This is a genomic window from Mesorhizobium sp. WSM4312 (genome assembly GCF_002294875.1).
Classification (GTDB): Bacteria; Pseudomonadota; Alphaproteobacteria; order Rhizobiales; family Rhizobiaceae; genus Mesorhizobium.
On the sequence record NZ_NSFU01000008.1, the window covers coordinates 26,289 to 50,433 of the forward strand.

General features: G+C 62.8%; 24 protein-coding genes and 1 pseudogene. 15 read left to right on the plus strand and 10 right to left on the minus strand.

Annotated elements, in window-relative coordinates; all coding sequences use genetic code 11:
• Positions 1 to 38: 38 nt before the first annotated feature.
• The 6 genes from rsmA to lptF all read right to left on the minus strand — a co-directional run bounded on the left by rsmA (position 39) and on the right by lptF (position 7,684).
• Positions 39 to 878, minus strand: coding sequence for a 16S rRNA (adenine(1518)-N(6)/adenine(1519)-N(6))-dimethyltransferase RsmA (gene rsmA / locus CK228_RS14465; protein ID WP_095788289.1), 840 nt, complete (start codon positions 876 to 878; stop codon positions 39 to 41).
• Positions 879 to 903: 25 nt separating this feature from the next.
• Positions 904 to 1,920, minus strand: a complete 1,017-nt coding sequence (pdxA, locus tag CK228_RS14470) for a 4-hydroxythreonine-4-phosphate dehydrogenase PdxA (RefSeq protein ID WP_179295912.1) — start codon at positions 1,918 to 1,920, stop codon at positions 904 to 906.
• A 13-nt stretch (positions 1,921 to 1,933) separates the two neighbouring features.
• Entirely contained in the window at positions 1,934 to 2,866 is a 933-nt protein-coding gene (locus CK228_RS14475) for a peptidylprolyl isomerase (RefSeq protein WP_179295913.1), read from the minus strand.
• Positions 2,867 to 2,955: 89 nt separating this feature from the next.
• Complete coding sequence (locus tag CK228_RS14480) at positions 2,956 to 5,400, minus strand: LPS-assembly protein LptD (protein ID WP_179295914.1); 2,445 nt, start codon at positions 5,398 to 5,400, stop codon at positions 2,956 to 2,958.
• Positions 5,400 to 6,485, minus strand: a complete 1,086-nt coding sequence (gene lptG, locus CK228_RS14485) for an LPS export ABC transporter permease LptG (RefSeq protein ID WP_179295932.1) — start codon at positions 6,483 to 6,485, stop codon at positions 5,400 to 5,402. The genes CK228_RS14480 and lptG overlap by 1 nt, the downstream gene beginning before the upstream one ends.
• Positions 6,482 to 7,684 (minus strand): LPS export ABC transporter permease LptF, encoded by a 1,203-nt coding sequence (lptF, locus tag CK228_RS14490; RefSeq protein WP_095788291.1) that lies wholly within the window; start codon positions 7,682 to 7,684, stop codon positions 6,482 to 6,484. The genes lptG and lptF overlap by 4 nt, the downstream gene beginning before the upstream one ends.
• A 354-nt stretch (positions 7,685 to 8,038) precedes the next feature.
• Here lptF and CK228_RS14495 point away from each other — a divergent pair, with 354 nt between their 5' ends.
• The gene (locus CK228_RS14495; protein ID WP_095788445.1) at positions 8,039 to 9,550 is read left to right on the plus strand and encodes a leucyl aminopeptidase; all 1,512 of its coding nucleotides are present in this window, start codon (positions 8,039 to 8,041) and stop codon (positions 9,548 to 9,550) included.
• A gap of 9 nt (positions 9,551 to 9,559) precedes the next feature.
• A complete protein-coding gene (locus CK228_RS14500; RefSeq protein ID WP_095770667.1) occupies positions 9,560 to 10,009 on the plus strand; it encodes a DNA polymerase III subunit chi in 450 nt (149 codons plus the stop codon).
• 301 nt (positions 10,010 to 10,310) lie between these two features.
• Here CK228_RS14500 and CK228_RS14505 read toward each other — a convergent pair whose 3' ends face one another.
• Entirely contained in the window at positions 10,311 to 10,781 is a 471-nt protein-coding gene (locus CK228_RS14505) for a carboxymuconolactone decarboxylase family protein (protein WP_095788292.1), read from the minus strand.
• A gap of 112 nt (positions 10,782 to 10,893) precedes the next feature.
• Here CK228_RS14505 and CK228_RS14510 point away from each other — a divergent pair, with 112 nt between their 5' ends.
• From CK228_RS14510 to CK228_RS14520, 3 genes are all read left to right on the plus strand, one after another.
• Entirely contained in the window at positions 10,894 to 11,544 is a 651-nt protein-coding gene (locus CK228_RS14510) for a TetR/AcrR family transcriptional regulator (RefSeq protein WP_245438032.1), read from the plus strand.
• A gap of 19 nt (positions 11,545 to 11,563) precedes the next feature.
• Complete coding sequence (locus tag CK228_RS14515) at positions 11,564 to 12,169, plus strand: hypothetical protein (protein WP_095788294.1); 606 nt, start codon at positions 11,564 to 11,566, stop codon at positions 12,167 to 12,169.
• 62 nt (positions 12,170 to 12,231) lie between these two features.
• Positions 12,232 to 13,080 (plus strand): 23S rRNA (adenine(2030)-N(6))-methyltransferase RlmJ, encoded by an 849-nt coding sequence (locus CK228_RS14520; protein WP_095788295.1) that lies wholly within the window; start codon positions 12,232 to 12,234, stop codon positions 13,078 to 13,080.
• A gap of 35 nt (positions 13,081 to 13,115) precedes the next feature.
• Here CK228_RS14520 and CK228_RS14525 read toward each other — a convergent pair whose 3' ends face one another.
• Positions 13,116 to 13,964, minus strand: a complete 849-nt coding sequence (locus CK228_RS14525; protein WP_245438033.1) for an AraC family transcriptional regulator — start codon at positions 13,962 to 13,964, stop codon at positions 13,116 to 13,118.
• 135 nt (positions 13,965 to 14,099) lie between these two features.
• Here CK228_RS14525 and CK228_RS14530 point away from each other — a divergent pair, with 135 nt between their 5' ends.
• The 6 genes and pseudogenes from CK228_RS14530 (at position 14,100) to CK228_RS14555 (ending at position 17,704) form a co-directional block, all read left to right on the plus strand.
• Positions 14,100 to 14,522: a VOC family protein gene (locus CK228_RS14530; RefSeq protein WP_095788296.1), complete on the plus strand. Its 423-nt coding sequence runs from the start codon at positions 14,100 to 14,102 to the stop codon at positions 14,520 to 14,522.
• 30 nt (positions 14,523 to 14,552) lie between these two features.
• Positions 14,553 to 14,915 (plus strand): DoxX family protein, encoded by a 363-nt coding sequence (locus CK228_RS14535; protein ID WP_095788297.1) that lies wholly within the window; start codon positions 14,553 to 14,555, stop codon positions 14,913 to 14,915.
• 89 nt (positions 14,916 to 15,004) lie between these two features.
• Complete coding sequence (locus tag CK228_RS14540; protein ID WP_095788298.1) at positions 15,005 to 15,457, plus strand: hypothetical protein; 453 nt, start codon at positions 15,005 to 15,007, stop codon at positions 15,455 to 15,457.
• A 130-nt stretch (positions 15,458 to 15,587) separates the two neighbouring features.
• Positions 15,588 to 16,169 (plus strand): TetR/AcrR family transcriptional regulator, encoded by a 582-nt coding sequence (locus CK228_RS14545; protein WP_095788299.1) that lies wholly within the window; start codon positions 15,588 to 15,590, stop codon positions 16,167 to 16,169.
• Positions 16,166 to 17,002 carry a DMT family transporter gene (locus CK228_RS14550; protein ID WP_095788300.1) on the plus strand — a complete coding sequence of 279 codons (837 nt, stop codon included), beginning with the start codon at positions 16,166 to 16,168 and terminating at the stop codon, positions 17,000 to 17,002. Before CK228_RS14545 ends, CK228_RS14550 begins: the two co-directional genes overlap by 4 nt.
• A gap of 88 nt (positions 17,003 to 17,090) precedes the next feature.
• A pseudogene (locus tag CK228_RS14555) lies at positions 17,091 to 17,704 on the plus strand (LysE family translocator).
• 107 nt (positions 17,705 to 17,811) lie between these two features.
• Here CK228_RS14555 and CK228_RS14560 read toward each other — a convergent pair.
• Entirely contained in the window at positions 17,812 to 18,123 is a 312-nt protein-coding gene (locus tag CK228_RS14560; RefSeq protein WP_095770656.1) for a transcriptional regulator, read from the minus strand.
• A 643-nt stretch (positions 18,124 to 18,766) separates the two neighbouring features.
• Between CK228_RS14560 and CK228_RS14565 the strand changes: the two genes are divergently transcribed.
• Positions 18,767 to 19,159, plus strand: coding sequence for a hypothetical protein (locus tag CK228_RS14565; protein ID WP_179295915.1), 393 nt, complete (start codon positions 18,767 to 18,769; stop codon positions 19,157 to 19,159).
• Positions 19,160 to 19,574: 415 nt separating this feature from the next.
• Positions 19,575 to 20,171 (plus strand): glutathione S-transferase, encoded by a 597-nt coding sequence (locus tag CK228_RS14570; RefSeq protein ID WP_095788447.1) that lies wholly within the window; start codon positions 19,575 to 19,577, stop codon positions 20,169 to 20,171.
• 62 nt (positions 20,172 to 20,233) lie between these two features.
• Here CK228_RS14570 and CK228_RS14575 read toward each other — a convergent pair whose 3' ends face one another.
• Positions 20,234 to 20,890, minus strand: coding sequence for an outer membrane protein (locus CK228_RS14575; protein ID WP_095770654.1), 657 nt, complete (start codon positions 20,888 to 20,890; stop codon positions 20,234 to 20,236).
• 413 nt (positions 20,891 to 21,303) lie between these two features.
• Between CK228_RS14575 and CK228_RS14580 the strand changes: the two genes are divergently transcribed.
• On the plus strand, positions 21,304 to 22,068 hold the full coding sequence (locus CK228_RS14580) for an SDR family oxidoreductase (protein WP_095770653.1): 765 nt from the start codon (positions 21,304 to 21,306) through the stop codon (positions 22,066 to 22,068).
• On the plus strand, positions 22,065 to 24,131 hold the full coding sequence (gene uvrC / locus CK228_RS14585; protein WP_095788302.1) for an excinuclease ABC subunit UvrC: 2,067 nt from the start codon (positions 22,065 to 22,067) through the stop codon (positions 24,129 to 24,131). Before CK228_RS14580 ends, uvrC begins: the two co-directional genes overlap by 4 nt.
• Positions 24,132 to 24,145: the final 14 nt, after the last annotated feature.

The following is a 24,145-nucleotide window of genomic DNA, read 5'->3' on the forward strand; positions in this document are numbered from 1 at the left end:
TCTATGCCTGCATCGTCGCGATTCCAGAGCTGCCTGCGCTAGGCCGCATTGGTCAGCCGCACAAATTCCTCGACACTGAGCGTTTCGGCGCGGCGGGTCGGATCGATGCCCGCACGCTCCAGCAAGGCCTCGCCGCCGAGGCTCTTCACACTCTGCCGCAGCATCTTGCGGCGTTGGCCGAAGGCGGCTTCGGTGATACGGCCGAGTTTCTTGACGTCAGCCGGCAGGGGCGTCGCGCGCGGCTCCAGATGCACCACCGAAGAGGTAACCTTGGGCGGCGGCGTGAAGGCCTGGGGAGGCACGTCGAAGGCGATCCTGGCCTTCGTGCGCCAGCCGGCCAGCACCCCAAGCCGGCCATAGGCGTCGCTGCCGGGCTCGGCGACGATGCGCTGGGCAACCTCACGCTGGAACATCAGCGTCATCGAGGCGTAGAAGGGCGGCCAGTCCACGACCGTCAGCCACCGGACGAGCAGTTCCGTGCCGATGTTGTAGGGCAGATTGGCGACGATCCGCACCTGACCGCTGGCTCCGGCGGCCGCGGAGGCGAGGGCGGCGAAGTCGGTTTTCAGCGCATCGCCGGAAACCACCTCCAGCCGGCCGGGATAGTGAGCGGAGACTTCGGCCAATGCCGCCAAGCAACGCTCGTCGCGCTCGATGGCGACAACCCGGCGGGCGCCGTTGGAAAGCAGCGCTCTTGTCAGGCCGCCAGGTCCCGGCCCAACCTCGATCACCGCGGTGTTTGTCAGGTCGCCCGCGCTGCGTGCGATCTTGCCGGTCAAATTGAGGTCGAGCAGGAAGTTCTGGCCAAGCGCCTTTTTCGCCTGCAGCCCATGGCGCTCGATGACATCGCGCAGCGGCGGCAGCCCGTCGATGCTCATGCGTTCGGACCCCAAACGGAATCGCTCATGCGGCCGCGGCCTTTTTGTCGGTGTCGGCGAGCGTTCTGGCGAGCTTCAATGCGGCGATCAGGCTGTCCGGTCGTGCAATGCCCCTGCCGGCGATATCGAAGGCGGTGCCATGGTCTGGCGACGTGCGGATGAAGGGCAGGCCGAGCGTGACGTTGACGGCATCGTCGAAGGCCAGCGTCTTGGCCGGGATCAACGCCTGGTCGTGATACATGCAAAGTGCTGCATCGTAGCCTGCCCGCGCGCGCGCATGGAACAGCGTGTCGGCCGCCAGGGGGCCGAAAGCATCGATGCCCTCGGCGCGCAGGATGTCGACTGCCGGCCGCACGATATGTTGGTCCTCCAGGCCCATCGAACCGCCTTCGCCGGCATGCGGATTGAGGCCGGCAATGGCCAGCCTCGGCCTGGCGATGCCGAAGCGGCCGGCGAGGTCGGCCGCGGTGATGCGCGCGGTCGCGACGATCAGTTCGGTGGTCAGGGTCTTCGGCACCTCCGCCAGGGCGATGTGGATGGTGACGGGAACCGTGCGCAGGTTCGGGCCGGCCAGCATCATGACCGGCGATGCCTCGACGCCATTGTGCCGTGTTGCCAGATGCGCCAGATATTCGGTGTGGCCGGGAAAGCGGAAACCGGCATCGTAGAGCGGCTTCTTGGCGATCGGGCAGGTGACCACGGCGGCGGCGTCACCGGCAAGGCAGGCGGCGACCGCGCGATCGATCGCCTCGACGGTTCCGGCCGCATTGGCCGGATCCGGCCGGCCGGGGCTGTCGATGAACCGGGCCGCCAGTGGAACGATCGGCAAGGCGTGGGCGAAGACCCGCGCTGCCTGCCCCGGTGTCGTTTCGACGATCGGCACCGACACGCCCAGCCGGCTTGCCCGTGAGGCTATCAGCGCCGGATCGGCCAAAAGATAAAAGGCGGGCAGGCCGACCGCCTCGCGCGCCAGGAAGGCGGCGATGGCGATTTCGGGGCCGATGCCGGACGGATCGCCGACGCTCAGCGCCAGCGCGGTCATCGCGCTCTTCACGTCAGCGCTTGACGATGCGGGCTTTCGCCTTCAGCTCGTCGACATATTTCTTGCTGAGATCGTCGGCGGCCTTGTCGTTGGAGCCTTCGCTCTGGAACACCATCTGGGCCGTCTTGTCGTCGGACACTTCGCGCGACGAGCAGATGCCGATGAACTCGACGCCGCGCTCGGTCTCGCGCGTGGTGGTTGCTCCACCGACCTTGGTCGCCTTGATCTGCTCGGCCCAGTCCGGCGGCAATTGCGGCGCCAGCACCCGGCCCAGATCGCGAACGGTGACGTCGATCAGGCCCTTGGCGAATTCGCGCGTCGTGTTGCAGCCGTTGAAGCGGGCGCGCATGGCATCGGCCTCGCGCTTGCGCTTGGCCAGCGTCGCGCTGCGTTCGGATGCCGGGACCACGAAGATGACCTGCTGCAGCATGTACTCGGTGGCGCTTGGCTTGGCGCCGCCCTTGTCGAGCATGCGCCTGACCGCATCCTGCTCGGTCACGCTGCCGCCTTCACCGGAACGGTAACGCGCGCTCAAAGCCTGGTTCCAGGCCATTTGGGCGCGGATGAATTCCTTGAAATGATCCTTGCCGACGCCGGATTTTTCCATCACGCCATCAAGCTGGCTGAGCTGCATCTTGTTGTTGGTGGCAAAGCGCTGATAGGCCGCCTCGACCTGAGCGTCGCTGATGCGTATGCCAAGCCGCCTGGCTTCGGCAAGGCGCAGCGTCTGGTCGATCATTTCCTGGGCTGCATCGCCTTTCTTGCGCTGCAGCTTCAGGAAGGCGGCGCGGTGCGCGATATCGCCCGACGTGACTGGTACGTCGTTGACGACGTATTTGATCGCGCTGGCGAAAGCCGGCGGCGTCATGACCGTCATCGACACGGATGTCGCCGCCACAAGCAGCGCGAACCCTGCTGAAAAGAGGTATTTCCTCATCATTAGCATCCCAATTCTGTCCCGGTTCCGCCGATTTCGTCCTCTTCCGGGTGTGCGAATCCGTGCCAGCCCTATGCGGCGAAACGATGTCTCGCCGGCTACTGGATGGAGTCGATCGCGCTGCTCGACGAGCCGAAGTCGCCGAGGGTGCGGAACGACAGGTTGAAGCCGATGCTCTGCGTCACTTCCCTGGTGTTCAGGTCGCGCGACTGCGAGTACGTCATCAGATAGGTGAAGCAGGAATCGTTGTAGGCGAAGCCGACCCCGTCCTTGACCAGCAGGCTTTGCTGCAGATCATAGGTTCCTGTCCCGAACACGCGCCAGTTTTCGGCAAGATGCGTGGACGCACCGAGCGTCACCTCATGCCGATCGGTCGTGAAACCGTAGAGCGGCTGGGCCTGGATGAAAGCGTACTTGGCGCTGAGCGACACCGGCAGGCCTGAATAGGCTGCCTTTACCTCGGCGCGGCGAATCTCGAAAGTCTGTTCGTCGAAGCGTCCGCTGACGGAAGCCGCGAACCCGTTCGGGCTGCTGATGCCAAACAGGCCGACATAGTCGGACTTGGTGTCCTGAAGACCCGAATAGGCGCCGACATTGACCAGATCCGGCGCGGCGAAGGAGTTCTCGCCGCCGATCTGGTAGGATTGGCCGAAAATGGCATTGGTGCCCCAGCCATTGATGTAGGAGCCGGAGTAGCGGAAGCCGACATTGGCGCGCGAGCCGCCTTCGATGCGGTCATAACCGGAGAATTTGTCGCGTTCGAATAGGGTGGTCGCGTCGAACACCATGCTCTGGGCGTCTTCATTCGGAATGGCAAGGCCGCCGACATATTGTTCGTTCGGACGCAGGAACAGCTGTGCCATCGGCTCGACGACGTGGCTGGAGCCGCTGGCCATGGAAAACAGCAGTGGCCAACGCATCTCGAGCCCGGCGGTTGCCATGTAGCGGGCGAACGACGAACGCATATCGGCGTTGGCATTTATCAGCGGATTGGCCGCCATCTGGTTGACGGCGGCGAGCGAACCCGATGACGCGTTGAGATAGTCGACGTCGCCCTGCAGCGCCAGCAGCGGTGTCAGCACCAGCCCGTCGTCGGTCACGAAAGTCCGCTTCCATTCGGCCTCGGTGGTGAGGCGGCCGGATTCGCCTTCGATGCCGCGCACGCGCTGCACGGGCGTGCCGGCGTTGTAAGGAACGTTGAAAGTCTCGTCGAGATCATCGCGGCGGATGACTCGCGTATTGACATTGAGCGATAGTTGGCCGCCGGCGACCGACATGTCAGGAATATACGCGTAGTCGAGCGACGGCAGCACCCAGGGCTGCTGGCCGCTTCGCGCGGCTGCATTGTCGTTCGGCGTGTCTTCCTGCACATCGAAGTGCATGGCGCGCACGTCAAAATAGTTACGGCCGTTGAGACCAGTCAAATAAACCGACGACTGGTGGACGGCGGCGTTGTATTTGTTGATGTTGTAGGTGTTGGAGAAATTCTTGTCGGTCTGCAGCAGCACGTCCCAGCCGAAATTCCAGCGTTCGTTGATGGCGAACTGCCCCTGCGTGCCCATCATGCCGCGGAACTTGTTCGGATCGCCTGCCGCTCCCGAATCGACGTTGTGGCCACCGGAGGTCGGGAAAGCGGTGGTATCAAGGAAGGCGTCCGGATCGCGCTGCTGAATTCCGGCGATCTTCAAACTGTATTGGCCATTGTTGAAGCGCTGGCGCCACTCGGCCTCGCCGAGGAAACCCTGCTTGGTATAACCGCTTCCCGACACCGTCAGGTCATATGTCGGCGAAAGCGCGAAATAATAGGGAACCTTGACGCTGTATCCCAGATGGCTGTTGTAGCTGATGCCCGGGATCAGGAAGCCGCTCTTGCGCTTCACCGTCGGGTCGGCGATCTCGAAAGCCGGCAGGTAGGCGAGCGGAAAGCCGAAGAATTCGAAATTCGCATTCTCGAAGCGAACCGTCTTCTTCTCGCCATTCCAGATGATCTTCCTGGCTTTCACGCGCCAGGTCGGAGCCTTGTCTGGCTTGTCTTCGCACGGTTCGCAGGCGGTATAGACGCCATTGTGGAAGGTGGTCAGCACGCCGCCCATGCGCTCGGCGCTTTCAGCGGCGAAATAGGCCTTGTCGATGGTTTCGACGCGCAGCGCGTTGACGAAACCGTCGGCGAAATCGTCGGTGATATCGATATGCTGCGAATTGATCTTGGTGCCGTCGCTGTTGACGATTTCAACATTGCCGGTGGCAACCATCCGCTTGGTGTTGCGGTCGTATATGACCTTCTGGGCGACGAGGCGGTTGCCGCCATAGTCGATCTGCACACCACCGACGGCGGTCACCGTCTGGTTGTCGTTGTTGTAGACCAGCGTGTCGGCCGCCAGCAACATCTGCGAGCCGGACGGAACATTGGTCGCCATCTTGCCGACTTCCTGCGCGAACGCGGGCAACGGCACGGCGCAGGCAAGCAGGCACGCCAAGGCGCTCGCCGCATAAAGGCGCGCCAAATGGGCCTGCCTGCTGCTGGGCAAGAACGCCTCCCTCACTAGCCGTCTTCCTTGTATAGCAGGAAAGTCACCCCGAAGAACATAGCTACCACGACTGGCACCGAGGCGGCTATGGCAGTCGGCACGAACCCCGCCACGCCGAATGCCTTCACCAGCACCGAAACGACATAAAGCAGAAACCCGGCAACGACGCCACCCAGAATCATCGTTGCCGATTGTCCCATCCTCGCAAATCGCATTGAAACTGTTGCCGCAATCAGCGTCATGGCGACGAGGAGGAACGGCAACGCCACCAGCGAATCAAACTGCATGGCAAACGCATTTGCCTTGAGGCCGAAGGAACGGGCAACCTCGATTTTTCCGGGCAGGTCGTAGAACGGGATGGTCTCCGGGCGCGCCAGCCGCTCCTGCACGAATTCAGGCTTCAGATTGGTCGGCACACGATCGCTTGCAGCGGGCTGGATGATGCCGTTCCTGAAGGTCTTCACATCCTGCAGTTCCCAATATCCGTCCCGCAGGTAAGCGCGCGCGGCGTCCTTGCGCTCGACGATGTTGCCTTGCTGGTCGAGGACGAAAAAGACGGCGTCGGCCATCTCCATGCCTTGGTCGAGGATGGCCCGCGCGCCGATGATGGTGTCGCCGGTGCTGGTCTTCTGACGAATCCAGGGGGCGGCGTCGGCCGAAACCGTATTTGATTTGCCGGAGCGCAACTGGGTTTCGATCTGTTCGGACAAGGAGAAGGCGTGCGCGGCAAGCGGGTTGATGAGCCCGACCGACACAAGACCGAACAGCAACGCGCCGATGCAGCATGGCAAAAGGAATTGCCAGGCGGAAACACCGGCGGACCGCGCGATGACCAGTTCGTAGCGGCGGTTGAGCGAAACCAGTGTCGCCATCGCCGAGAACAGGCCGACAAACGGCACGGTCTGCAGCATGATCATCGGCATGCGAAGGCCTGAAATGGCCACCGCCGTTCCGTAGGTGAAGCCGGGCAGGCCGGTGGTGCGGCCGGACAGCTCGGTGAAATCGATCAGGAACACCAGCGCCAGCAGGCCCAGGAAGAACCAGATCGTGATCGTCACGTAGCGGAAGAAGAAATAACGACCCAGCGTCCAGCCCATCAGCCGATCCCCTGACCTGAGGTGCCGCGCCTGGACCAGCGCAGTTTGAGGGCGTTCCAGCCGTCGCCGACGCGGCTGGCCAGATTTGTCATCCAGTCCGCCCAGGCCACCGGCAGTTCCATGGTCCGGTTGGAGACGATGAACCAGATCGCCACCGCGGAAGCCACTATGGGCACGCCATAGACCATGTAGGCATATTCCGGCACTTCATCGGCTTTGCTCGCGGCAAAGAAACCCAGCCAGCGCACGAAGAGGGATATGGTGATGGCCGTGATCAAAGGATTGACGCGTGCCTCGCGATGCGAGCGCGCGTCCCCGGCGACCGCCAGCGCGATCAGCGCGAACACCATGGAATACAGCCATTCCGAAAATCGTTGGTCGATCTCGGCCCGGTATTGCTGAGGGGTCTGCTGGAAATTCTTGTCGTTGGGACTTGGATTGAGCAGATACTGGGTGGTCTGGTCCTTCGGCATCAGCGTCACTTCGGAGGCCGCCGCCATGAAGGCCGACATGTCGAAAGCGTAGGAGGTGAATCGGATGACACTGAGGTCGCCGGTCAGCGTTTTGCGGTGGATGACGCCGTCATTCATCATCAGCACCTTTTCGCCGCCCCGTTCGACGACGCTGCCGGACTTGGCATAATAGACGAGATTGACGCCTTCCTCGCGCGAATCGGCGACGAAGATACCGCCCAGCCGATTGTCCGGAAGCCGCTCGCCGATCTGCAGGAACAGCCCGTCCTCGATCTTGCGGAATGTGCCCTCCTGGATGATCAGCGACAACAGATCGGCGCGCGATTGCGCCACCAAAGCGCGGTTCTTCTGCCGTGCGTAAGGGTCTATGCCGTTGTCGACCGCAAAGGAAAATACGCTCGCCGCGAGGGCCAGAAGCATGATTGGCCGCACGATCGTCCAGCGCGATGCGCCGGCGGCGTTGACGACGGCGAGTTCGGAATCCGAATTCATGACACTGAGTGTCTGTGCGACCGCCACCACCAGCGCGAAAGGCACGACGATCGGAACGATCGAGGGAAGAATGAGCGCGGCGACCTCGAAGAAGGTCAGCGACGACTGGCCGCTGTCGGTAACCAGGTCGATCTTGGCCAGCACCTGCGTGGTCCACACGATGGCCAGCGTCCAGACCAGCGCTGCCAGAAAGACCACGAAAGTGCGGCGCATGATGTAGCGTTCAACGACCTTCATGAAGGCTTTACTCGATTTTCTCGAACGGCATCATGCCACCACGCTAAGGGTAGCTGCACGGCGACGCCCGCACAACTGGCTCCGATGGGCTCGATCAGGCAGGCGATCCGGTTCCCGTCCCACGTCGCTGCCGCAATGGATCGGAGTGTCGGAGGGAATGGATAAGAAAGGGCGAACATCGATGGTTAACAACAGGTTGCGGCATGAAGCGGGGCCGTGCCGCGACGAATCGCCATCGATTCCAACTGTCATATGGGTAGCCATTTTGGCAAAGTCTTGCCAAATGCCGGAAAACGACCAAATGTCGCGGATCGCTTCAAACGCTTCGCGCGCCATCCCCGAAAGCAGGACATGATGAACCCGAGACCATCAATCGCCTTTGCGAAATTCGCCGCGCCGCAGACGGCGGCGAACAGGAAGGGCACGGTCTTCGTGCTGTCGGCGGATGACGGCGGCCTGAGCGATGCGGCCAGGGCTTATGATCCCGGCAAGACACTGGAACGGGCCTTCCCGGTGGCCGAATTCACCGGCAAGTTCGCCGGCGTCGTCGAGATACTGGCGCCGGAAGGAGCGTCGCTCGACAGGTTGGTCGCGATCGGCGCGGGCAAGGCGGCGGGGCTCGATGAATATGCCTGGCTGAAACTTGGTGGCATCGTTGCGGCGTCGCTGCGCAAGGCAACCGACGTTGCCGTGGTGCTCGACCTGGTCGGCGCTTCGATTGATGGCAAGGACGCCGCCAACCTTGCGGCGGGCATCCTCCTGCGCAGCTATTCCTTCGACAAATACAAGACCAGTAAGGACAAGGATGACGCGAAGGCCGATCCGAAGAAGCCGGTCAAGATAACCATCCACACCGCCGACCCGGCAGGCGCCAAGAAGGCCTTCGCCGATGCCGGGGCGGTGATCGACGGCGTGCTTCTGGCGCGCGACCTTGTCAACGAACCGGCAAATATACTGGGACCGGTCGAGTTCGCGGCCCGCGCCAAGGAACTGGAGACGCTCGGCGTCAAGGTCGAGATCCTGACCGAGAAGGAGATGAAGAAGCTCGGCATGGGCTCGCTGCTCGGTGTCGCGCAAGGCTCGCCCCGCGGCGCGCGCATGGCCGTCATGCAGTGGAACGGCGGCAATCCCAAGGACAGTCCGATCGCCTTCGTCGGCAAGGGCGTCACTTTCGACACCGGCGGCAATTCGATGAAGCCGGCTTCGGGCATGGAGGACATGAAGGGCGATATGGGTGGCGCTGCCGCCGTGACCGGCCTCATGCATGCGCTGGCCGCGCGCAAGGCAAAGGCCAATGTCGTCGGCATTATCGGCCTGGTCGAAAACGCCGTCGATGGCCATGCCCAGCGTCCCGGCGACATCGTCACCTCGATGTCGGGCCAGACCATCGAGGTGCTCAACACAGACGCCGAGGGGCGTCTCGTGCTGGCCGACGCGCTGTGGTACTGCAACGACCGCTTCCAGCCGGATTTCATGGTCAATCTGGCGACGCTGACCGGCGCCATCATGGTCGCGCTCGGCTTGCACTATGCCGGCCTGTTCTCCAACAATGACGAATTGGCGCAGAGGCTTGCGGCGGCAGGGCAGGCGACGCAGGAGCGGCTGTGGCGCATGCCGCTCGGCGCCGAATACGACAAGCTGATCGATTCCAAGAACGCCGACATGAAGAACATTGGCGGCCGCTATGGCGGCGCCATCATCGCGGCGCAATTCCTGCAGCGTTTCGTCAAGGACACGCCCTGGGCGCATCTCGACATTGCCGGCACCGCCATGGGCTCGCCGTCGAACGAGATCAACCAGTCCTGGGGCTCGGGCTTCGGCGTGCGGCTGCTCGACCGGCTGGTGCGCGATCACTATGAGAGCTGACCCGGATCCATGGCCGACGTGCTGTTCTACCATCTGACCGAATCGACCCTGGAGGAGGCGCTGCCAGGCCTGCTCGAGCGCAGCGTCGATCGTGGCTGGCGCGCCGTGGTACAGACCGGCACCGAGGAACGGCGCGACGCGCTCGACCAGCATCTGTGGACCTTCCGCGATGATTCTTTCCTGGCGCACGCGACCGATCGCGAGGCTTATCCCGACGAGCAGCCTATTCTGTTGACCACCGGCGACGGCAATCCCAACGAGGCCAAGATAAGGTTCCTGGTCGACGGCGCCGTGCCGCCCGACCTTGGCGGGTATGAGCGCGCCGTGTTCCTGTTCGATGGCCATGACACCGCCCAGGTCGAGGCGGCGAGGGGGCATTGGAAGACGATGAAGGACGCGGGCCATGCCGTGACCTACTGGCAGCAGACTTCGGACCGCCGCTGGGAGCGCAAGGCTTGATGCTGCAGGGAACAAAGGCCCAAGCGCGCCGCATAAACCCGTATCGATGCGGCGCGCCTTCTGCGACCTGACGCTGCTCTCGTGCCTTGATTGGCCCCTCATTCGCATGGCGCGGACCAACGGTTATTTTTTCGGGAAAGGCGCCAGCGTCCATTCGATGCCGTAACATCGTATGCGCATAGCGGCACATCGGCACATCGGCACAACCGGTCTGGGGGCACTGCAAAACGGTCGCTTAATCCTTTGTCGATTGGGCATGGATCGACCTGGAAGCGGTCGACCGCTTCCAGGTCGAAATAGCCTACTGCCCGCCCATTTCCTTCTTGAATGTGTCGAAATCGACCTGCATGCCGTTGAAGATGGTGCTCCAATGGCGGGTTAGCGCGGCCATTGCCACGGCTTCCTGGATCTCCTCGTCGGAAGCGCCGGCGCGCTTGGCGTCCTGCGTATCCGACCAGATGCAATAGTTGCATGGAATCTGCGCCGCCACTGCAAGCGAGATCAGCGACTTGACCTTTGGCGGCAGTGCCGTCTTGTCGCTGAGTTCGATGGCCTTGACCTCGGCCCAGGCGCCGGGCAGACCGGCCTTCGGAAACTGCTTCACGAAACTCGGTACGCCACCCATGGTCGACTGGATATCCTTGAGGGTAGCATCATAGTCGTCGGCATAGGCAGGTGCCGCGACCAGGGCCAGCGCACAGCCGGCGGCAGCGAGCAGGCAGCCGTGGTGTATCGATGAAAGCACGGATGAAGGAATGCGATAGTTGGACATGACATTCTCCTCTGGTCTTTGTTAGCCTTACGATGTAAGGTGATGCGGAAAATGAACCTTACAGTGTAAGCTGTCAAGCGGCGCGATGGACACGTCAATCAAAAAAAAGCGAGTGCGCGGGCGCCTGTCGCGCGAAATGATCGAGGACGCGGCCTTCGAGGTGATCGAGAAGGAGGGACTCGCCGGCTTTTCGATGCGCAAGCTGGCGGCGGTACTCGGCTGCGAGGCGATGAGCATCTACCACCATTTTCCTTCGGTGGCGCATTTGCACGAAGCGCTGGTCGACCGGCTGGTCGGTGCTCTTGAAATGCCGGATGCCGACCTTCCGTGGCGGCAAAGAATGCGCATCGCCATCGAGGATTTTCGCCGTATCGGCCGCGACCATCCCGCCTATGCTACCTTCTTAGTTACCTACCGGATGAACTCGCCGGTCTGCCTTGCCTGGCTGAACGGCATTCTTGGTCTGTTCAGGGATGGCGGCTTCGACACCGAACTCAGCGCGCGGCTGTTTCGCGCCGTCGGCTACTATCTGATGGGCGCCGTGCTGGATGAGAATGCGGGCTATGCCAAAGGTCCGTCGGCGGTGAACACGGTCAACGACGAGCAACTGGCCCGGGATTTTCCCGACGTCATGGCCGCCGGCCGCTTTTTCGGTACCGCCGAATTCGACAAGACCTTCGAGCTTGGCCTCGACATGCTGCTGGACGAGATGGAACGCCTGCGCGACGGTGCCGGCGCTGGCCACTTGTCCGGCAAGGTGTGAATACGAGGTGAGTGTCTGAATGCGCTTTCTGTTTGTCCTGATCCTGCTCGCCGGCACCGGCGTCGGCTTCATCTATCCCTGGGCGATGGCCAATTTTTCCGGCCGCGAGATCGGCACCTGGCGGGTCTATGAGCAAGGCCGCTTCAAGCCGTTGAGCGTGTCGCTCTCAAGCCGCGACGCGCCGGTCCGCGTCCTGGTCGACCTCACCGCGCGGGCCGAACGCATCGTTTCGCAGCAGCGCACGGTGTTGACGCTGACCGCCGGCACCAATGGCCGCACGGTGCTTGCCTCGACGTTGCAGTTCAACCATGTCGACAATCCGCGCCAGGCCAGCCCGCAGCTGCCCGACAAGATCTTTCGCGACGACGCAGGCGTCATCGCAAGCGTCAATTCCGGCTCATACCTTTTCACCGTCGGTCCGGGCGACGCCGAGGACATACCGATGCGGGCCGTCGATCTCATCCTGCGCTCCGGTGTCGGCGAAACCGACCGGCGTGCGCGGCCGGTCGGCTTCGCCCTGATGGCGGCCGGCTTGATCGGCTTCCTGTTGTCCCTGCGTTCCGGCGGCGGCCGGCCGGGCAATCCGAACTCGCAACCACCGCCGCCGCGTTGGGGCAGGGGTTGACGGATGTCGCCCAAAAGTGTGCAGCGGTTTTGGGGTAACGACATGCGTAACGGCAACAGATCATGAACTACCGCCACGCCTACCACGCCGGAAATTTCGCCGATGTCGTCAAGCACGTCGTGCTTACGCTTTTGCTTGAATATCTCAAGCAGAAGGACAAGGCATTTCGCGTCGTCGACACCCATGCCGGCATTGGCCGCTACGATCTATCCTCGGTCGAGGCACAGAAGACCGGCGAGTGGCTGGGCGGCATCGGCAGGCTGATGGATGCCTCGTTCGATACCAGGGCGGGCGCGCTGCTGGCGCCCTATCTGGACGCGGTGCAGTCGCTCAATCCCGGGGACAGCGTGAAGAACTATCCGGGCTCGCCGCTGCTCGCACGCCATCTCCTGCGCAAGCAGGACCGGTTGTCGGCGATCGAACTGCACCCGAAGGACGCCGCCAGGCTGAAGGCGGAATTCGCCGGCGACTTCCAGGTGCGGGTGATGGAACTTGATGGCTGGCTGGCGCTCGGAGCGCATCTGCCGCCGAAGGAGAAGCGCGGCCTTGTGCTTATCGATCCGCCCTTCGAGGAGGAGGGCGAGTTCGGCCGCCTCGTGGATGGGCTCATAAGGGCACACAGGCGCTGGCCTGGCGGCATCTATGCGCTGTGGTATCCGATCAAGGACCGCAAGGCGGTGATTCCCTTCAGGAAGGCACTGAAGCAATCCGGCATCCCGAAAATCCTCGACATGGAATTCGAGATTAGGCCGGCCTCTTTGGAACCCAGCCTCGATGGCAGCGGCATGGTGGTGGTCAACCCGCCCTTTACGCTGGAAGGCGAATTGCGAACCGTGCTGCCGGCCCTGCACAAATTGCTTGCCGTGGAAAAGCCGGCGCACTGGTCGCTGGAATGGCTGGCTGGAGAGTAGGCTGCCTTGGCTTTCGACCTCGTCGGGCGGCGCTGCTATGTTTTCGAGGAGGCGTCCGCGTGCGTCGATGGCGTGACGCCGGACAATCGCCGGCTCTCGCGTATCAGATGAGCCTGATCCGAGTAGCCGGCTTCGACCGCCAGCACCGCGGTTGAAGCATCGCCGGACATTTGCCTCAGGCGCCGGTAGCGATGAAAGCGCAGGATGCGGTCGAGCGTCTTGGGGCCATAGCCGAAACTTTCCTCGAAACGGCGACGCAGCGTCCGCTCGCTCATATGCAAGGTGCGCAGCAGGAACGGCACCAGCGGCCTGTCGGCCGGCAGTCCCTGGTCGACAACGTCAAAGGCAAAACCCATGGCCGCATCGGGCGCACGGTGGTCTTGCGTGTATGCGCCGATCGCCTTCTCCAATTGTCCCACCATGCCGGCGAGATCGGGCATGGCGCGGACACCGCCTGCCAGATGGCGCGCCCGCGCCCCCCAGAGGTCAGTGAGGTCGAGGCGTTCTCCGACGATCTGGTTGGCCGGCACGCCCAGCCAACCGGCGGCCGCCCCCGGCCGGAATCTGAAGCCGACAATCGTCGCCCCTGACGGCAGTATCTCGATCTGCGGCTCCCGGTCGGGTCCCGCGATCCGGAATCTGCCGTCGATCCACTGCAGGTCGATCGTCGCATCCGGCGTTATCACGACCGGTGGAGCGTCACGGTCCCGCATGCGGTGGACCCAGACGGACGCGAAAGCGGCACCCAGCCGCCTGCCTGCGGGGCGTTCCTGGAAAGAGCCGGTGGTCTGCGCCAGTACCGCTTCCATCCCGTCAGCCTTCGTCAGCTTGCCCGGCCCTGGTCTTCTCGTCGGCTCGTCGTTCTGGTCCGCGGTCTCAGCCATTTTGGCCGAAATCTTCAATGCGAGCCGCTCCCGCCATGGCAAACCATACCAAGCCTTTCGGTGCCATTCGCAACCACTTCGGCGCCAAGGTCACCGATACCGTGCAAGTCCAGAATATAGAAAGGAGAAACCAAAATGAAAGCTCGCATCAGTGTCATCACGCTTGGTGTCGATAATCTGGAGGCGTCGCTCGAATTCTACCGAAACGGACTGGGGTTTCCGACCGAAGGCATCATCGGCAAGGAGTTCGAGCACGGCGCCGTCGCCTTCTTCGATTTGCAGAACGGCTTGAAGTTCGCGATCTTCGAGCGCTCCAACATCGCCCATGACGCCGGCGTCGCCCAAACCGGCCGCAGCCCGACCGAATTCACCATCGGTCACAATGTCACGAGCAAGGCCGAGGTCGATGCCGTGATGGCGCAGGCCATCAACGCCGGCGCGCGCCCCGTCAAGCCCGCCCAGGACACATTCTGGGGTGGCTATGCCGGCTATTTCGAGGATCCGGATGACCATCTCTGGGAAGTCGTCTTCAACCCTGCCTTTCTTCCCGAGGACTGAACCCTGGCAGGCATCTGGCAGGAGGTTGGCATGTTCCCTCAAACGGTTCAGGCGCTGGGCGCGCTTCTGATCGGCGGCGTGTTTGTATGGGCCGGCGTCGAACATTTCGTGAAGTTCAGGGCAATGGCCGAGTATCTGGCCGCCCGGCAATTTCCGGCCCCGGCCTTCCTGCTCGCCGCGGGTTCGGCGTTGGAGATCGTCGCCGGCTCCTTGCTTGCCATGGGCATTGCGGCGCCTTTCGCCGCCGGCGCGCTGGTCGTGTTTACGCTGGCGGCGAACATGTTCCTGCTGCGGTTCTGGGCCTGTGAGGGCCTGGAACGGCAGACGTCGCGATCCGCCTTTCTGGTCAATTTCGCCGTGATTGGCGGATTGCTGCTTGCGGCAACCGTCTAGTCTTGTTCTGGAAACCATTGTTTCGGCAACCGCTTGACCGCCGCCGAGCGAATCCGCACAGTGCGCGCAATCGACCTTGAGAGGCTGCCATGACTCGCTTCGCCAAATCCGCACTTGCCGCCCTGATTTCGCTCTGCACCCCGTTTGCCGCGCCTCTCGGTATCACCCAGGCGGCGCAGGCGGCCGACCTTGCCGTCTATTCCGACGACGATGGCGGCATCTGCGGCCAGCCCTGGGTGCTGAGCAAGATCACCAGCCGCTTCTCCTACCAGGTGCATCACGTGCCGCACCTGCCGGATGTGCAGATCACCAATTTCCGGCGCATCCACCAGCATCGCTATCTGCCGGCCAATGACACCTGGCCGATCGGCCGCCGCTATTGCGGCGCCACCGTCAGTCTCTCCGACGGGCGCGACCGGACCATCTGGTACCTGATCGAGGAAGGCCAGGGCTTTGCCTCGATCGGCGACAATGTCGAATTCTGTGTCTCGGGATTCGACCGCTGGATGGTCTATAACGGCCGCTGCCGCGTCCTGCGCTAGACGCAGCCTCCCTTCGCGATTGCTTTGGCGCCTGCGGCTCGATCGACCGTAGGCGTTTTGTCGTGTTGACAGAAGGCGCGATCCATTGCATAGATATGAGACAGACCTGTCTCATCATCAGGCAAGCACCATGGCACCGTCAACTCCCTCCGACAAACGCCAGCATGTCATCGAAACCGCCTATGCGCTGTTCAACCGCGCCGGCTTTCATGCCACCGGCATCGACCGGATCATCGCCGAGGCCGACGTGGCCAAGATGACGATGTACCGGCATTTCCCAAGCAAGGACGAGCTGATCGTCGCGGTGCTCGACTATCGCGCCAGGCGTTTTGACGATCAGCTCGACCAGCTTGCCCAAAAGAGCATCACGCCGGAGCAGAAAATCGCAGAGATTTTCGACTGGCATGGGCGCTGGTTCCGCAGCCCGGATTTCCACGGCTGTCTGTTCGCGCATGCGCTGGCCGAGTTCGGCGATCCCGGGCATCCGGTGTTCGAGGCTGTCGCCAGGCAGAAGAATGGCCTTCGGCAGCGCATGCGATCGATCCTGTCGGAGGTGATGCCGCGCGGGCGGGCCGAGAACGTGGCGGCGACGCTGTTGATACTGATCGAAGGTGCCACCCTGATGGCGCAGATGGGGCAGGCGGATACCGCATTGCGTGAAGCGCGCAAGACGGCCCTGGACATCGTCGCCGCCTCGCGCAGACCACAATGAGCCCGCTGGTCATCGGGCTCGCGCTCTTCGCAGCGATCCTGCACGCAAGCTGGAACGCCTTCCTGCGAACCGGAGCCGACAGGTTGTGGACCGTCACCGTCATGAGCTTCTCCAGCACGGCGCTGGCCGTTCCGCTGGCCATCTCAAACGGTTTTCCAGCTACATCGGCCTGGCTCTATGTCGCCCTCTCGGCCTGCCTGCAGGTCGGCTACAGCGTCTTCCTGGTGGCCGCCTACAGATATGGCGAATTGGGACAGGTCTATCCGATTGTTCGCGGCAGCGTGCCTCTGCTCGTCACCCTTGGTGGCTTCCTGCTCGCCGGCCAGCAACTCACCGTTCTGGAGACCGTCGGCGTTGCCCTGGTCGGCGGCGGCATCATGGGTCTGTCGCTCGGGCGCGGAAGAGCCGCCACGACATCGATCCTCTACGCGCTGGCAACGGGAGCAATCATCGCCGCCTATGCGACGGTCGATGCGATCGGCGTTCGTGTGGCGGGCAATGTCGGCGCCTACACGGCCTGGGTGCTGCTGGCCTATGGTGCATTGCTGCCGGCGACCTTCGTTGCTTGCCGCGGCCGGCTTGCTGTCGACCCGCGGGCGCCTGAAACCTGGAAGGCACTGGGCGGCGGCCTGTTCGCGCTTGTCGCCTATGGCGTCGTGGTGGCGGCCTTCGCGCTCGGGCCGGCCGGCCCGATCACCGCGATCCGCGAGACCTGCGTCGTCTTCGCGGCCTTCATCGGCCGGCTGTTCCTTGGCGAGACGCTGACGCCCCGCCGGGTCGGCGCCTGCGCCATCGTGGCGCTCGGCGCCATCTGCCTCGGTTATCAATCGTGACGACAATCTGAACTTTCGGGCTATCGACGGCAGGCAAATCGGCTAACCTGGGCACCCGAGAGCAACACGTCACTTTCGGGAAACCTTCATGGACCTTGCCACCATCCTTGCCTTCGCGGCAGCCTTCTTCGTGTTCGCCGCCAGCCCTGGCCCCGACAACATGACCATCGTCGCCCGCACGATCTCCAGCGGCGCCGCGTCGGGCATCGCCTATGGCGCCGGCACGGTGGTCGGCATCCTTATTTTCCTGGTGCTCGCAGCCCTCGGCCTGTCGTCATTGCCGCCAAGATGGCAATCGTCATGACGGTGCTTCGCTACGGCGGAGCGGCCTATCTGATCTGGATGGGCATCAAGCTGTGGACGGCCGTGCCCGTCGTGCCGGAACTGCAGCCCGTCTCACGGCGGCGCGGGCTGCTGACGATCTTCGCCACGGGTGTCGCGCTCAATCTCGGCAATCCGAAAATGCCGCTGTTCTACGTGGCGCTGTTGCCCAACGTGGTCGGGGCTTCGCTCACACCAGCGCATCTTGGCATTCTGGTCGCGGTGATCCTGGCTGTCGAGATTGTGGTGATCGGCGGGCATGTTCTCCTCGCCGGCCGTGCCCGCAGTCTGCTGCGCACGCCCAGCATAGTGCGCCGGGTCAACCGCGCGGCAGGCGGCGTCATGATCGGCGCCGGCGTTGCCGTGATCACCACGCGCTAAAAGCAATTCCAGGAAAAGTGTGAAACGGCTTCCCGGGAAAACCGCATGGCGCTTTCCCTAGGGAATTGCGTCAACGCAAAGTGTTAGAAGTCGCTCGGTCGCAGCGCCTATTTCCTGCGTTGCGTCACTTCGGCCTGATCGATGATCTTGCGAAGAAAAGCAATGTGGCCGCGAAAGGCCCGCCGCCCAATTGTCGTTGCCTTGACCCGGGTCTGCGGCCGTCGCCCGACGAAAAGCTTTTCGACATCGACATAGCCCGCTCTGGCCAGCGTATCGATGTGCGCTCCGAGATTTCCGTCGGTCGTTTCGATCATGGCCTTCAACTGGGTAAACTCCAGCGCCTCGCGCTTTTCCAACGTGTTCAGGATGGCCATGATCCTGAGCCGTATGCTCTGATGGATGATGTCGTCGGCGCTCACCGATAGGCTCTACTGCGGCAAGGCCCTGGACCGTCGCAACATGGCCCGGCGATTGCGGGCAACGGTCCTGTCTGTTGCCTTTGTGTGACCGAAATCAAATCGCCAGCTCCTGAATTTACGCAGAATACTCTGCCTTGCAGAGTTGTCTGTCAATCAGCCGCTGGCGATGGAACTGCGCTTGACAAGGTGATCTTCAGATTGGTCGTCGCGTCGCGCTCGTGATCCGCATGGATCGCTCACTCGTAGAAGATGATTGCTTCGATGAGGTGGCAGGTCGTGATATTCGCGGACGAAGATCATGCGTGAAGCCGCTCGCTAATCTTCGCGGCTTCATGGCGGCTTCGCATCGAGAATGCCGGTGTGAAATTGCTTGCGATATAAGAAGATCAGCAGCGGATTTTTGCGATGATGAGTGCGATCGTGTGTCGATCTCAACCAAAATTTAAGCTGAGAAAATCATACCATTGCTTCGCTGGCTAGCGAGCCGCGAGTCAGATATGCATTGCGCGCCGGGGTCATTCACGGCCAACGGCATAACGTGAAGGGGCATGACATGGCTAAGCAGTCATCTAAAGCGCCGGCATCCAAGGCATCGGCAAAGAAAGCACCCGCAAAAGCAGTCGCGGCGAAGGCCGCAACAGCAGTGAAGAAAGCAGCGCCTGCGAAGGCGGCGGCAAAGCCCGCGGCAAAGGCAGCACCGGCCAAGAAGCCGGTGGCGGCCAAGGCTGCGGCAAAGCCGGCAGTGAAGAAGGCGGCGCCCGCCAAGGCAGCGGCAAAGCCCGCAGCGAAGGCAGCACCGGCGAAGAAGCCGGCGGCCAAGGCAGCAGCGAAGCCCGTGGCCAAGAAAGCAGCGCCCGCCAAGGCTGCGGCAAAGCCTGCCGCGAAGGCAGCGGCAAAGCCTGCCGCGAAGGCAGCGGCAAAGCCGGCCATGAAAGCAGCAGCGGCCGCGACCAAGCCCGCGGTAAAGAAAGCCGCCGCGCCGAAGGCCAAGGCAGCGCCTGCGAAGGCGAAGGCGAAGGCTCCGGCCAAGAAGTAGATGGATCGTTGGGGCGTCGCGTATCCCTTCGGGGTTCGCAAGGACGCTCTGACGCTCTGGATCGAAGCTGTCCGGCAGCGGGTTCAGCCTTGAGGGCTGAACATCGGGATGGGATCGAGGGGCAAGCAAAGCGAGGCGCCGGTTGGCTGCCTCGCTCGCTCCTTGGATCGTCTCCTTGTCGCGGTCGGCGAAGGCCCGGGTGCGATGCCTCGGGTTCGTGAGATGCGAATGCAGGTTGAATCCCGTCAACCTGCCGTCGTCGCTCGTGTTTCCAGCGTACCAGTCCGTAGGCTTGTCCGGGATGTCTGGAGCGGAAACCGCCACCGGTTTCTGGCCGCTGTTTTCTCGCGCTCTGGCGGTTGATCGCAAGCGCCTGTCCAGTCAACACTGGACGCCTGCAAACAGGAAACCGATCATGCCGAAGCTGCTCTACGCGCCCGCCTCTCCCTACAGCTCCAAGGTAAGGATGGCCGCGACCTATGCCGGGATCGCGATCGATCTGGTGCCGGTCAAGACCGAGGACAAGCCGGCCGAACTGATCGGCGCCAATCCGCTTGGCAAGATCCCGGTGCTGGTGCTCGACGATGGCCGTTCCATTCACGACAGCCGCGCCATCACCCAGCACCTCAACCGGATTTCGAAGAACGCGTTGTTTCCGCGCAATCCCGACAAGCGGCTGGAGGCGGAAGTGCTGGAGGCACTGGCCGACGGCATCTGCGATTGCGCGCTGTCGATGGTCTATGAACGCCGCACCCGGCCCGAAGAGATGGTCTATCAGCCCTGGCTCGACCGGCAGTGGGCGAAGATCGCCGCCGCGCTCGATCTGCTCAATGCCAACCCGCCGAAACTACCGAAGAAGATCACGGCCGGTCAGATGGCGTTGCGCGCTTGCCTCGGCTATCTCGCGCTGCGTTTCGCCGGCAAGTGGGAAAAAGGCCGTGGCCGGCTGACTCGCTGGGCAGCACGTTTCGACGAAAAATTTCCGGAGCTGAAGTCGGCGGTTCCGGCCTGAGCGGCCGACAATAAAAAAGCCGGGCACGAGGCCCGGCTTTTTCGTGTCGTGGCTTGAACGACTTAGAACTTCATACCGAGGCCGAAGGTGACGCGGTTGTCGGTGGCCTTGACCTTGCCGATACCATCGAAGCTCTTGCTGCCGAAGTCGGTGTAGCGGTACTCGACACGGCCGAAGACGTTGTCGGTCAGCTTGATGTCGGTGCCGACGCCGGCGGTCCAGCCGATCATGGTGGCGGTGTCGCTGGCAGGAATGACCGAGTCTTCCACCTTCAGGCTTCTGCCGGCGAGACCGCCGGTGCCATAGAGCAGGATTTCCGGGGTCACGGCGTAGCCAAGACGGGCACGCAGCGATCCTTCGAAGCCGCCCTTTGAGTTGATGCCGTTGTCGTCACCCTTGACGCCGTTGTAGCCGAGTTCGGCTTCACCGCCGTACACGAAGTTCTCCTGCTGCCACTGATAGCCGCCGAAGACGCTGCCGACGAAACCCTTGGTGTCGGTCGAAACGTCGAAATCCTTCTCCTTGGTACGGCCGCTGAAGCCGTAGCCAACGTTAAGACCGACATAGGGGCCGGCCCAGGATGCGACAGGCAGTTCGGCGACCGGTGCGGGTGCCGGGGGCTCTTCCTGGACGACGTCTGCGGCATAGGCAGTACCACCGAGGGCGAAGAGCCCGAGCGCAACGGCCAGCGGCCGTGCGAATTTGAGATTGGCTTGCATTGTTCTTTACTCCTTAAGCCACAGGACACAGGCTTGTTTCTCACGATCGCCATCAACCCGTCCGGGGGGTGAAACGGATCTGGCGTTCGTCGGTTCCAAATGTCGTGTCAAAATGAGGCTGAAGCGAACCTGAACTTGGGTCATTACCCGGCGCGAATGAGGCGGAACCTTGACGTTGCATCTTCGCAACAGCGAAATGTCAGCAGCCATTTCATGCTGCGCTGCACACCGCTTGGTGCAAGGAGTCCAGCGTCCTATATTGCGTTCCGGCGCTCCCGACTCCAAGACGAGTCGGCATGCCGAACCGAGCGTTTCGCCACAATGCAGCCCCAAGTGCGAATGCCGTTTAACGCATGCCGAGCCATATTTCGTCGGCGCCGTGTTTTCGGGCCGAAATTGAGGATTGACAGCAGATGAGCAAAGCCATTGCCGCGGCCCTGGTGACCGGCGGGGCGAAACGGGTCGGCAAGGCAATTGTCGAAGACCTCGCCGGCCATGGCTTTGCCGTCGCCATCCACGCCAATAGCTCGCACGACGAGGCGGATGCCTTGGCCGCGGGGATCAATCGGTCTGGCGGCCGCGCCACCGTGGTTGGGGCGGATCTGACCGACATGAGCGCCGTCAGCGGCCTCGTCGGCCAGGCGCAGGCCGCGCTGGGTCCAATCTCGCTGCTGGTCAACAATGCGTCGCTTTTCGTCGGCGATTCCGTTGAGGATTTCGATTGGCAGGCCTGGGACCGCCACTTTGCCATCCACGTGAAAACGCCGGCGCTGTTGGCGCAGAATTTCGCTCGCGCCTTGCCTGAAGGGCGCGAGGGGCTGATCGTCAACATCATCGATCAGCGCGTCTGGCGGCCGACGCCACGCTACTTCTCCTACGCGTTGTCGAAGTCGGCTTTGTGGACCCAGACGCAGATGCTGGCGCAAGCGCTCGGCCCGCGCATTCGCGTCAACGCGATCGGGCCTGGCCCGACACTGAAGAATGTCCGCCAGGACGATACCGATTTTGACGCACAGCTCGCTGGCCTGATCCTGAAGCGCGGCCCGGAATTGCCGGAATTCGGCGCCACCATCCGCTATCTCTGGGATGCGCGCTCGGTCACCGGCCAGATGATCGCGCTCGACGGCGGCCAGCATCTTGCATGGCAGACGCCCGATGTGACAGGCATGACGGAATGAGTCCTTTGGATCACAAAAACAAGGCGCGTGGCGGCGCCGATGACCTGCCTCCCGAAATCGACCTCGAGGACGAGGCGCTCGAGGAGATCGTCGAACCGACAGGCCCGGATGTCGCCTTCACCGCCATCGACTGGACGCCGCATGCCGGCGATGCCGAAGGCATGGTCGGCGCCGAGGTGATCCAGACCTTGGTCAAGCGGCTGCCCAACGCGCCCGGCGTCTACCGTATGATGAACGCCGCGGGCGATGTGCTCTATGTCGGCAAGGCACGCAGCCTGAAGAAGCGCGTCACCAACTACGCGCAAGGCCGGTTCCACACCAACCGCATCGGCCGCATGGTGCGCGAGACGTCGACGATGGAATTCGTCGTCACCCGCACCGAGATCGAGGCGCTGCTGCTCGAAGCCAATCTTATCAAGCGCTTGCGGCCGCGATTCAACGTGCTGATGCGCGACGACAAGTCGTTTCCCTATATCCTTTTGACCGGCGACCATGTCTCGCCCGGCATCTACAAGCATCGTGGCGCGCGCTCGCGAAAAGGCGACTATTTCGGCCCGTTTGCTTCGGCCGGCGCCGTCGGCCGCACCATCAACTCGCTGCAGCGCGCCTTCCTGCTGCGCAGCTGCACCAACTCGTTCTACGAGAACCGCACCCGGCCGTGCCTGCTCTATCAGATCAAGCGCTGCGCCGGCCCTTGCACCGGCGAAATCTCGCATGAGGGCTATGCCGAACTGGTCGCCGAGGCGAAGGATTTCTTGTCCGGCCGCAGCCAGAAGGTGAAGACCGAGATTTCGGCCGCCATGGAGCAGGCATCTGAAGACCTCGATTTCGAACGTGCCGCCATCTATCGCGACCGGCTGGCCGCCCTGTCGCATGTGCAGAGCCATCAGGGCATCAACCCGGCGACCGTCGACGAGGCGGATGTCTTCGCCATCCATCAGGAAGGCGGGCAGGTCTGCATCCAGGTCTTCTTCTTCCGCACCGGCCAGAACTGGGGCAACCGCGCCTATTTCCCGAAAGCCGATCCTGCCCTGGAAGGATCGGAAGTATTGGGCTCGTTCCTGGCGCAGTTCTACGACGACAAGCCGACGCCGCGCGCCATCCTTCTGTCGCACGGCATCGAGGACCAGGAATTGCTGGCCGAGGCGCTCTCGACCCGCGCCGGCCGCAAGGTTGCGATCTCTGTGCCGCAGCGCGGCGAGAAGAAGGACCTGACCGACAATGCCTTGCAGAATGCGCGGGAGGCGTTGGGCCGCAGGCTGGCCGAAACCTCGACGCAAGGACGGCTGCTTGCCGGTTTCGCCGAGACCTTCAGCCTGGCCAAGCCGCCGGTGCGCATCGAGGTGTACGACAACTCGCACATCATGGGCACCAATGCCGTCGGCGCCATGGTTGTCGCGGGACCGGAAGGGTTTGTGAAAAACCAGTACCGGAAATTCAACATCCGCTCGACCGAGATCACCCCGGGCGACGATTTCGGCATGATGCGCGAGGTGATGGAGCGGCGCTTCTCGCGGCTGCTCAAGGAACATGGCGATGTCGCGCCCGACGACGCGGCCTCGGCGCAAGCGGGCGATGATGTCGAAGACGACATCTCCGGCAGCTTCCCGGCCTGGCCCGACGTCATCCTGATCGACGGTGGCCAGGGCCAGATGACGGCGGTGCGCAAGATTCTCGCCGATCTCGGCATCGAGGACCGCGTCGTGGCCATCGGCATCGCCAAGGGCCAGGACCGCGATGCCGGCCGCGAGCGTTTTTTCGTCAAGGGCAGGGATTCCTTTTCACTGCCGGTGCGCGACCCCGTGCTCTATTTCGTCCAGCGGCTGCGCGACGAGGTCCATCGCTTCGCCATCGGCTCGCACCGGGCGCGGCGCAAGAAGGAGATGGTCAAAAGCCCGCTCGACGAGATCGCCGGCATCGGCCCCGGCCGCAAGCGCGCGCTGCTGCTTGCATTCGGCACCGCCAAGGCGGTCAGCCGTGCCGCGATCGAGGATCTGAGGAAAGTCGACGGTATTTCCGAACAGGTCGCCAAACTGGTCTACAATCATTTTCACGAAAGTTAAAAAATTCAGCACTT